At 56.3% G+C, this 10,636-nt stretch carries 9 protein-coding genes; 4 read left to right on the top strand and 5 right to left on the bottom strand.

From position 1 onward, the window contains the following. The 3 genes from VI895_11335 to VI895_11325 all read right to left on the bottom strand — a co-directional run. The coding region (locus VI895_11335; protein ID HLG20392.1) for a Mur ligase family protein at positions 1-1,098 on the bottom strand (1,098 nt) is incomplete at its 3' end. Next, positions 1,095-2,198: a serine hydrolase domain-containing protein gene (locus tag VI895_11330; protein HLG20391.1), complete on the bottom strand. Its 1,104-nt coding sequence runs from the start codon at positions 2,196-2,198 to the stop codon at positions 1,095-1,097. The genes VI895_11330 and VI895_11335, both read right to left, overlap by 4 nt. Then, positions 2,195-3,067, bottom strand: a complete 873-nt coding sequence (locus VI895_11325) for an LD-carboxypeptidase (GenBank protein ID HLG20390.1) — start codon at positions 3,065-3,067, stop codon at positions 2,195-2,197. The genes VI895_11330 and VI895_11325 overlap by 4 nt, the downstream gene beginning before the upstream one ends. Positions 3,068-3,147: 80 nt before the next feature. On the opposite strand from VI895_11325, the gene VI895_11320 reads away from it, so the two are divergent. Further along, a complete protein-coding gene (locus VI895_11320) occupies positions 3,148-5,652 on the top strand; it encodes a 1-acyl-sn-glycerol-3-phosphate acyltransferase (GenBank protein HLG20389.1) in 2,505 nt (834 codons plus the stop codon). Between the two features lie 5 nt (positions 5,653-5,657). On the opposite strand, the gene VI895_11315 is transcribed toward VI895_11320, so the two are convergent. After that, positions 5,658-5,981 (bottom strand): PilZ domain-containing protein, encoded by a 324-nt coding sequence (locus VI895_11315; protein HLG20388.1) that lies wholly within the window; start codon positions 5,979-5,981, stop codon positions 5,658-5,660. Between the two features lie 237 nt (positions 5,982-6,218). Here VI895_11315 and VI895_11310 point away from each other — a divergent pair, with 237 nt between their 5' ends. From VI895_11310 to VI895_11300, 3 genes are read left to right on the top strand one after another with little or no spacing between them, the layout of a single operon-like run. Continuing rightward, positions 6,219-6,404, top strand: a complete 186-nt coding sequence (locus tag VI895_11310; protein HLG20387.1) for a hypothetical protein — start codon at positions 6,219-6,221, stop codon at positions 6,402-6,404. Between the two features lie 9 nt (positions 6,405-6,413). Continuing rightward, positions 6,414-7,106, top strand: a complete 693-nt coding sequence (locus VI895_11305; GenBank protein HLG20386.1) for a PilZ domain-containing protein — start codon at positions 6,414-6,416, stop codon at positions 7,104-7,106. Between the two features lie 4 nt (positions 7,107-7,110). Next, the gene (locus VI895_11300; GenBank protein HLG20385.1) at positions 7,111-8,487 is read left to right on the top strand and encodes a tryptophanase; all 1,377 of its coding nucleotides are present in this window, start codon (positions 7,111-7,113) and stop codon (positions 8,485-8,487) included. Positions 8,488-8,503: 16 nt separating this feature from the next. On the opposite strand, the gene VI895_11295 is transcribed toward VI895_11300, so the two are convergent. After that, the coding region (locus VI895_11295; GenBank protein ID HLG20384.1) for a fibronectin type III domain-containing protein at positions 8,504-10,636 on the bottom strand (2,133 nt) is incomplete at its 5' end.

Below are 10,636 nucleotides of genomic sequence, written 5' to 3'. Positions count from 1 at the left end.
CTCATAAATCGCCCAGAGCCGGCCCTTGCGTGCGTCCGCCATCGGCCGAAACGCCGCCAGTGTCTCGGCGACAGCCGTCGGATGATGGGCGAAATCGTCGTACACGCGAACACCTCGGGCCTCCCCGAGAAACTCTTGCCGGCGCCGGATCCCTTCAAACGTCGAAACCGCTTTTAGAGAATCTTCGGGGTTTACACCCAGCTTTGTCGCCATGCCGATCGCCGCGACAGCATTAAGCACATTATGCTTTCCCAAAAGCGGGGACTCGATATGCGTGAGAATTTTCCCCTGATACTCGACATCGAACGCCGTACCTGTCGATGTAACTCGCGTGTCAAGCGCACGCCAATCGTGACACGAATCGCATCCATAATACTGCGGCTCGCCGTCTTTTCTCTTCGAACAAATCTTTTTGACCGTGTCACTTCCACCCCATGCAAGGAGCGTCCCTTCCTTGGGCAAAAGCGCGACCAATTTTTCAAACTGCTCGATGACATGATCCAGGTCTCGATAGATGTCCGCGTGATCGAATTCAATGCTCGTAATTATCACATCTTGAGGCGTGTAATGGAGAAATTTGGGTGATTTTTCAAAAAAGGCGGTGTCGTATTCATCCCCCTCCACGACAAAAGGCTCCCCCGAACCGATCCGATACCCCTGGCCAAAGTTTTTCGGCATGCCACCGACAAAAAGGCCCGGATCTCGGCCCCCTTTCAGGAGAATCCACGCGAGCAGAGACGTAGTCGTGGTTTTGCCGTGCGTGCCCGCCACAACCACGCTGCGCCTGCCCTCCAGGAAGTATTTTGCCAACGCTTGCGCCATCGAAGTGTAAGGGATGCTGGTTTTGAGAAGTGCCTCCACTTCGGGATTCCCGCGGGAAACGACGTTTCCAACAATCACCAGATCGGGTGGCGGCTGCAGGTTTTCCGGCTTATATCCCTCCGCGACCGGGATTTTTAAACGCTCGAGTTCTGTTGAGGTCGGTGGATAAATTTTTGAATCCGAGCCCCGGACATTCCACCCCGTCTCCTGGAACATTCCGGCCAGCGATACCATTCCTGTTCCGCCAATTCCCATCAGGTGCACGGTTTTCTTCATCGATCGAGAGTCTCCCAAATCAGATCATGGAACTGGGGGCGGAAAAGTTTTATCTTCTCATTTTTGGCGTCGGGATGGATTCGGTTCGTCAATAAAGCAACCACCGCGCGACGCTCTATGTCGATCCAGATCGAGGTTCCTGTGTATCCCAAATGCCCGATGGCCTGATCGCTCACGCGGGTTCCGGCCGACGATCCTTTCTCCGCTGGAATATCCCACCCCAGCGCTCGAGAATCCCCTTTGGGCGTAATCTGTCGGGAGGAAAAGAGTCGGGCCGTCTTTTTGGAAAGATAAGGTTTGTCAGCCAAACAGGCGTCCCGCCAAGTCGCCCCCACTCCCATGCAATCTCTCACCGTCCCGAATAATCCGGCATGCCCGGCAAAACCGCCGAGGAGATAGGCGTTGTTGTCATGCACATTTCCCTGAACCACGCCGTTTCTCCAGGGGATGTCCTCCGTAGCCGCCAAGGCGGACAAAGAAACTCGATCCCGCAGTGGAGATGCCGTAAACCCCTGGGTTCCGAGCGGTTTTTTGACCTCCCGCTCGAAGAGACTCCAAAGGACGGTTCCCGTTGTTCGCTCAAGCCACTCCCCCAAGAGGATGAAACCGAGGTCACTATATAATGTTGCGCCTCGAAGGGAATATTCGGGAGCGGATGAAGCGATCGACTCCAAGATAAAACTCCTCGCGGCCTCGGAGCCGGGTGGGGCTTTTTGAAGATCGATCTTCTTTGAAAAGTCGACCCACGCCGCAAATCCAGCTTGATGGGCCAGTAGATCCCGCACCGTGACCTCCTGGAATTCAGGATGCCACGGCAGATCCGACAGTGTTTCCGCTACGATCGCATCCAGCTCGATCTCGCCGCGATCGAGTAGACGCGCCGCCACGGAAGTCGTGCAAAGGACCTTCGTCAACGATGCAAGATCAAAAACCGTCTCTGCGGTTACCGAGGCACCGTTCGCGCCTCTTGCCGTCGTACCCGCGACGAATATTTTCGGAGGACGCGATTCGACCAGAATCCCCGCTGCAGCGCCCGGATAAACCCCCTTGACGAAGCCGTCTTCAAGCAATCGTTTGACCGGAGCCCAGCTTTCGCTCATCGATTCTTTCCGACCAACGGCGAAAGCCAAAGCCTTCGGCCGTTATGTTCGATCCGAGCCGTGCCGCCGATCGGGAAAAGAACTTCGTTTCGGCCGTGACCGGCTTGGATTCCCGTCAGAATCGGAATTCTTCGGCCGGGTAGGTACCGCCGGACGAGAGATTCGATCCAGCGACGAGAATGGGGCTGGTTTCGCAGGTCGGTAAACTGGCCGAGGAGCAGGGCGTGGATTCGCTTAAAGGCCCCCGACAAAGCAAGTTGTGCGCACATACGGTCGATTCGATACTCCGGCTCGCACACCTCTTCCAGGAAGAGAAAGGCCCCCTTAAAGGGAATCTCAAAGGGGGTGGAAAGGGTGGACTGTATGGTGGACAAATTGCCGCCCCAAATGCGCCCCCGCGCGTGCCCCGATCGAAAAATCCGAAAGTCTCGGGGTGCTGAAAGTACGGTCGGCTCGCCGGACTCCAGTTTTCGGTAAAGCTTGTCGCGCAAATTCTCAGATAATTTTCGAAACATTTCTCCCGCCAAAACGGGACCGTGGACGGTGACCATTCCCGTACTCTTTGAAACATGGTTCAGGAGCACCGTTAGATCACTGAGTCCCATGAAAATCTTCGGCCGGCTTTTCTTCGGCAAACTCAGCGGCAACAAACGAATCGATCCGTATCCCCCTCGTGCGGTCAGAATCGCCCGAGAATGAGGATCTTTCCACGCCCGCAAAAATTCGGAACGCCGCCGCTCGTCGGATCCCGCGAGGTACCCTTCGCTTGAAAAAATGCCCGAATCGTACGTGACGCGATAACCTCGTTTCTCGAGCCACCTCACCGCTTCCTTAAATCGGACCCGATCGAAGGGGCTCGCCGGCGCGATCAGGCGTAACCGGTCCCCTTTCCGAAGCGGAGGGGCCAGCTTTCCTTTTGTCCTTATTGAGATAGAATCCTCGCCTTCTTATGCATGCCCCGACAACCAGCGGGGACCGTCAACTCAGCCTACCCGAAATGCAATCCTTGGAAAATCAAGACGTATCCCCCCCTCCCCCGGACCGCTCTTTTCTGACCCGACTTCTGGGGCGTCTCATCTCTCATATTTCGATCGACTTGAAGTCGATTCAGGCGGTTCAAAGAGCCGCACAGGCTCGCACGGTCGTCTATGTCATGCCGAGCGCCAGCATCTTTGACCACCTTCTTCTTCGAACATTGACCGTTCGAAATCATCTCCCCGAACCCCAATTTGCCAATGGCGTTCCTCATCTCTTGTGCCGGCCTCCACGGGAAAACAGTCCTTTCTCTTGGATGTGGATCAAGAGCCGCTTCCGAAAGCCTTCCCTGCGGGCCCGGGAGGAGTGCCGCGAGGCCGTAGAAACCCTGGCCGCGAAACGTCCGATTCAGCTCTTTCTGAATCAGCCGGGCTTTTTTCATCGTCCGCTCCGATGGCACGTTTTGGTGTGGGAGGAACTGATTCGAGCCGAACGAAAAGGGAAGATAAACATCGCCCTCGTCCCCGTGAACTTTATCTGGGGGAGGCGCCCCGATCGACTGAAACGATCGATCGTCGATATTCTTTTCGGCGATACCTCCGCTCCCGGTTATCTCCGAAAATCGCTCGTTGTGTTGAGGCACATCCATGACGTGAGTGTAAAGATGGGGGAGCCGACGGAGCTCAGCCGCTTTTTGACGACGGTTCAGGCTTCCAACGACGAGCAGTTCGCCAAAAAGCTTCGGCGCCTCCTTTCCTCCTATCTCTTCCGGGAACGAAAATTGATGATCGGTCCGCCTCTCCACTCGCGGGACCGAATCATCCGAACCTTTTTCCGCGATCCGGATTTGCGACAGCTCGTGGAAAGCGTTGCACGGCGGGAAAAGAAATCCGAAGCGGAGATCTGGAAGCGCGCCAATAAGTTACTTCGCGCGATGATCTCGGACTACGACCAAACGATGGTGGCCATCTGCTATCGGGTCTTTCGATGGATCTGGAATCGGCTCTATGAAAAGCTTGAAATTGAACCGAACGGTTTGGAACGCCTCAAACGGGTCGCACGGAATTATCCGGTGGTCTTGGTCCCCAGCCACAAGAGTCATGTGGATTATCTCCTTCTTTCGGCCGTTTTTTATGAGAACGACCTGCGAACGCCCCATGTGGCCTCGGGAGATAACCTCACGTTTTGGCCGATGGGCGCGATTTTTCGGAAAAACGGAGCTTTTTTCATCCGCCGGACCATCGGCGGGGATCTTCTTTACGCGCGGCTCCTGGGTCTTTACGTGCGGTGGCTGATCCGGGCCGGCTACACACAGGAATTCTTCATTGAGGGAGGGCGAAGCCGGACCGGGAAACTGATCTTTCCCAAGCATGGTCTCCTTGCGATGCAGGTGGACGCCTATCTCTCCGGTGCGAACCGCGACCTCTACGTCGTCCCGATCTCGATCACGTACGACCAAGTTCTGGAGGAAGGATCCTATCGGGCCGAATTATCCGGAAAAGAAAAAGAACGCGAAAGCTTTTGGGCCCTCGTTCGTTCGCGTCGATTCCTCGGCCGTCGCCATGGATCCGTTTACGTCCGATTTTCCGAGCCGATTTCCCTTCGGAAATATTTCGACGTGAATGGAGAAGAGCCGATTCCGCTGAAGATTCGAAAAACAAGAACGCTGGCGCTTGCGGCAGATATCGTGAGAGCGATCGCCTCCGAAACAACCGTCACGGCCTCTTCCCTAGGGGCTTGTTCCATACTGGCTCAGGCGGAACGCGCAATCCTCAAAAGTACGCTGAACGAAAGGATGAAATGGCTTTCCGAATACGTCATGAGCCACCAAATCCCCTGCTCCAAGGAGATCCAGGTCCTCGATGCCGCCCTATCGGAAGTGATGGCATTTTTTAGCGTGAATCGATGGATTACGATGGAAACCGGGCGCGACGACGTGGTGCTGAATGTCCGCGCGGATAAACGGCTGACGCTCGACTATTACAAGAACCAGGTTCTTCATTACTTTCTGCCTCCCGGAATGGCGGCTCTAGTGATGGAACAAGAAGAATTTGAAAAAACCGCCGCCGGAGATATGGCCTTTTTGCGCGACATCTTCGCCCATGAATTCGTTCTTCGGGACGATGAGGATGTCGGTTTCTTTTTGGAGCAAGGACGCCCCACATTGGAAGGAAGCGAGAACCGGCTTCGGCGAAGATTCTTCGCGGGTCTCTTAAAAAACTACCTGGAGTCTTACGATCTGACCGCGCGGGCGGTGATGCTGGGGATCGTGAAAGGGCTCCCGACTCGGGAAAATATTCGGGAGGTCCTCACGTTTGGGAATCATCTCTACGCGACGGGAAATATCACAAGAATCGAAGCCGTTTCCTCCGCTAACGTACGAAGTGCTTCCGAGTTCATCTATGAGCGGCGGTTATTCGGCGACCGAGCGGCGCTGGCGTCCTGGCATAAACAGTTGGTTCGCCTCGCCCACAAATAAGCGAATTACTCCACAGTCGTGGGATCTTTTTCGACGAACTCGACGCCGAGTCCGATGCAGATTTCTCCGCGCTCGACGGTACGGCTGGTGATCCGTACCACTCGGGCCGATGCCACGGATGCCTGGCCGGCGGGTTCAACGAAATGAACCTGAATCGGTGTGCCCGGGTCGAGCAGATAATGCGTCGCCAGGAACGCTCCTTCGGCGCTGATGTCCATCGCTCGCGAATAGATCGAAAAATTGTCCCCTTCGAAGCGCACCAGCACCGGCTCTTTTCTTCGAATGGACCGCCGTCTCTCGAGTTTTGTTGAGTCATCGCTGTCCGTCATGACATCTCCCAGGTGAAGGAATGAAGAGCAGCCTTTGTGCCATAAACAAGAACAGATAAATAATTGAAACTCAAGAAGTTTTTGCCTTAATCCGTTGCGTTGCGACATCCTGGCCGCCCCATTCATTGGAATACGTCCCGCGTAATAATAGGAAGGGCAAATTCGTTGAAAGCATGGCGGTTCGACGATATAGAAAGAAGACCTTTAATTCCGAACGCTTATTAGGAGGAAATCGAAATGGCGAAGGGTAAAGAAATGTTGGTGGTGGGAAGTAAGGTGCGAGCTCTTATCAAGTCGAAGAAGTGCATGACTTCGTCTGAGCTCCTCCCTGCCCTCACGGATGCGGTCCACGGTCTGATTATGAAGGCGGTCGAACGGGCCAAGGCGAACAAGCGATCAACGCTCCGGGCCCGAGACCTGTAACGACGGTAGGTGACGGCAAACGAAAAGCGAGGAACTCTACGGATTTCTTCACGAATCCGAGTGGAGTTTCTCGATAAGAATCGCACGGCCGGCGCCACGATCAACGTGAGTCGGAATGGGGTGTGCCTGGCTTCCAGCACGCCCCGTGCCGTCAATGGTCTCGTGCGCCTGAAACTCTTTCTTCCACCCAACGAGGATCCCATCGAGATCTTCGGCAAGGTCGCTTGGCAAGGAGTCACGCGATCCGAGGCCGGAATCGGCATTCATTTCCTGGAAATTGAATCCAGGGATCGCGATCGTTGGGTGGAATTCGTCTCTCAAGTCGAACGCCTGAACGCCGGCGACACGGCTTCAACGCCATCGTCCGCCCAGGAATCGCCTGTGGTCGAAAGGAGGGCTTCTCCGCGGACCACCGCCTCTTTCATGGTTCGCTTCCGAAGCAGAAAGCGCCTGGACGAATTTGTTTCCCAAAATTTGAGCGCCGGCGGGATGTTTTTGTCGACGCCCGTCCTCCGGCCGGAAGGAGAAAAGGTCAGTGTCGTCATCATCCATCCCATTTCGGGAAAGGATTTTTCAATCGACGCCGAAGTCGTGCGGGCGAATCGAACCGCAACGGAAAATGAGATGAAAGGGATGGCGCTCAAATTCCTCAACTTGGACGACGAAAAACAGACCGAGCTCGAGGCTTTCCTCAAGGGATAAATAGTTGCAAACCATCATCGAGCCGTTTCGCGTGAAAATGGTCGAGCCGATTCGGGCGACCACACGCGCGGACCGGGAATCTCTCCTAAAAACGGCCGCATACAATCTGTTTTTGCTGAAAGCCGAGGACGTGACCATCGATCTTCTTACGGACAGCGGCACGAGCGCCATGAGCGCTCAACAGTGGGGCCGCATGATGGAAGGCGACGAATCGTACGCAGGGGCGAAAAGCTTCTTTCGGTTCGAAGCGGCGTTTCAAAGAATCATGGGTTTTAAATACATCCTCCCCGTTCATCAGGGGCGCGCGGCGGAACGAATTCTCTTCACCACCGTCGTTCGAAAGGGTCAGATTGTTCCAAACAACACTCATTTCGACACCACACGTGCGAACCTTGAGTACGTTGGAGCTCAGGCCGTCGACCTGCCCATCGACGAAGCCGCGGATTTTGAATCCCCCTACCCCTTCAAGGGAAATATGCACATTCCCAAACTGCGCGAGCTGCTCAAGAAAGAGGGCCCTGCCCGCGTGCCGCTTGTCTTAATGACGGTGACGAACAATTCCCTGGGCGGCCAGCCGGTTTCTCTGTCGAACATTCGAGAAGCGTCCCAGGTTTGCCGCGAGTTCAACATTCCCTTCTATCTCGACGCCTGTCGCTATGCGGAGAACGCCTTTTTCATCAAGAAACGGGAACAGAGCCAGGGACGCCGTTCCACGAGAGAGATTGCCCGGGAGATGTTCTCGTACGCCCAGGGATGTACGTTCAGCGCGAAGAAAGACGCTCTCGCGAACATTGGAGGGATGCTTGGTCTCCAGTCGGAAGAATGGGCACGAAAATGCAAGAACTTACTGGTTCTGACCGAGGGGTTTCCGACATATGGCGGCCTTGCCGGCCGCGACCTCGAGGCCATCGCTCAAGGCGTGGACGAAGCATTGGACGAAACTTACTTGGAGTATCGAATCGCTTCGACCACCTATCTCGGGAAACATGTAGCCGAAGCCGGGGTTCCGATCGTTCATCCCGTGGGCGGCCACGCGATCTTCATCGATGCAAAGGCGTTTTCGCCCCATATTCCTCCCCAACATTTTCCCGCACAGGCACTCGGATGCGAGCTCTATCTCCACGCGGGCATTCGGGGCGTTGAAATCGGAAGCCTGATGTTCGGCCGAACCGATCCCGAATCCAAAGCTTTCGTTCCCTCGAGGAATGAGCTTCTCCGCCTCGCGATACCGCGACGTGCCTACACGCAAAGCCATATCGACTACGTCGTGGAAGCGATCTTGGATGTGTACCGAAACCGCGATCAGATCCGGGGTCTCCGGATCGTGGAAGAGACTTCGCCGTTGCGGCATTTCACCGCGCGGCTGGAACCGATTATTTAAATATAAGGGTCTCCAGTTAACGACTCATTTGTCGGAAGATCAGGTCGATGCCGGCTTCGCCGATCGACGTTCCGCCGTTTCCGAAGTAAACGTCCGGGACTCCATCATTGTTCAGGTCCCCCAATCCGATCGCGTTCACCGCGCCTGGAAGTCCTGCGTCGAAGTCGAACACGATCGGCGCTCCCGGGAGCTGGGTTGGTTCCCCCGTCACGGCGTTGAACTGGGGCTGATACAGACGAATTCCGTTGGCCTCGAAGTTCTGGAACACATTCATCCCCAAGTCCGAACCGCCGATGCCCAGATTGATACCTCCGTTCAACAAAATCTTCGCTCCACGGAAGGAGGTATCACCCCCGAAGTCGCTGCTGATGTCTTCCAGCTGACCGCAAGCGATGACCGCGTCGATACGCCCGAGCCCCCGACTGTCAGCCAGGGCACCGTTGAGGCAGTTGTCGTTGTTGTTCATCCCGGGCAGGGCAATGTCGCTGAAACTGTTTCCGGAGCCGGCAAAAAGACGGGTCTTGCACGCGATCCCCCGGCCGGCGCTTCCGCCGCCCAGTTTACGATAGCCGACCAGGAGGTAGTCCTGGCCGTTTCCGCCGCGGGCCGACGTCGCGAACGAGTGGTTGCAGTTGTCGAGCGTCGCCGCCGGGAAAAGGTTCGGGTCGAGAACGAAATGGGGAAGTCCGTCGGCGTTCGCGGACGGGCGTGACGCCCGGAACGTAAGGTTCAATCCGTGATTGTTTGGCGACGTGAAGCTCTCCGATCGGACACAGAGCACGTCGTTCACGTCATCGTTGTTGAGGTCGACAAAAAGGACATCTTCGCAATAGAGCGGTAACAGAGAGTTGTCTCCTCCCACGTCGAACAGCCCCGTTTCCAGACGGAAATCATCGGCCTGACAAGAACCGGTTCGAGACTTGCAGTGATTGCTGTATGCGGAGAAGCCGCCGATTTCTTGCCGGCCGGTCATGACAAGGATGAGATCGGCACCCCCATCGTTGTCTACGGCGTCGTACAGCTTCACGCGGCTCGAGGGGAGTTTCGAATTGGCCAGCTGCGGAGGGAGTTTGATCGGCGGAGAAAAGCAGGGAATGCCGTCCGCCACGTCCGCTCCCCCTAGGGGGCGGGTGGGGCAAAGGTCCTGCCCCGAATTGATGTACACCGCGTCCGGTACCTGCAAAGCGGAGAGGTTCGCTAGAACGAGATCGTCGTATGGATCGTTGTTTACGGCCCTCACGGCCACCATCGCCGCTTTGTATATGTTCTCGGCGTACACCGGGTCCTTGGGCAAGTTGCATCGCACGAATGTATCGACCCGCGACCAGTCGGCGGTGGAGGGGGAGTTTTGCTGGACGGCGTTGACGCCGTCGCAGTCGGCGCTGCCGGTGCGCAGGATGTGGCGGTCCCGATCGATGAAGTCGGGTTGCCCATCCCCAACCCAGCGTGCAGGCGACATCCAGTCTCTCGGCTCGATATCCACGTTTAGAGCACACACCGGGTCGAGAACGCCAAAACGATCCAGGCAGCTCACGTTGTACGCATCGGCGACCTTGAGGATCTGAACGCCGTTCGACGGATCGGCCAGAAGAATCCAGGGATGGCCTCCCATCAAATCGGGAAGAATGTTCACGCTATTTTCGACATTGATCGACAGGCGCTGCACCGAGCCCGGGGACATGGGCAGATTTTCCCGGAGGTTCACGAACTGGCCGTTTCCCACGAGATTCACGACCACCGGATCGGTTGAGAACGACGCATGGTTCGAAACGGGGGACCTTAGCCCCTGCGGGTCCATCGAGCGGATGGCGAAAATGTACGTTGTCGCCGGCGTAAGCCCCTGCAGCAGCCGCTGGTGAACAAGGCCCGGCGCCTTTGGTGCCAGCGTACTCCCATCGTCTTCCTGAGCGATTACCGTCATCCCGGTCCCGCTGATGAAATCGGCATCCGAAAAGTCGGTCCCGCCCGGCCGGTATTTTAAGTCCAGGCTGCTGACGGCTCCGCCGCTTGGAACACAAGCGCCTTCGGAACTGTCGCCGTTTTCCGAAACTTCTACCCACGACAGGCGGATTTCGGTGGTCGGATCTCCGCCGCTTTCAACCGATAGTACGATCGGGCAAGGAGGCGTGTTGGGGGGGGTGACCGGAAT

The sequence above is a fragment of the Bdellovibrionota bacterium genome, assembly GCA_035292885.1.
In the GTDB taxonomy this organism is placed as follows: domain Bacteria; phylum Bdellovibrionota_G; class JALEGL01; order JALEGL01; family DATDPG01; genus DATDPG01.
This window is presented reverse-complemented; position numbering and strand designations above follow the sequence as displayed.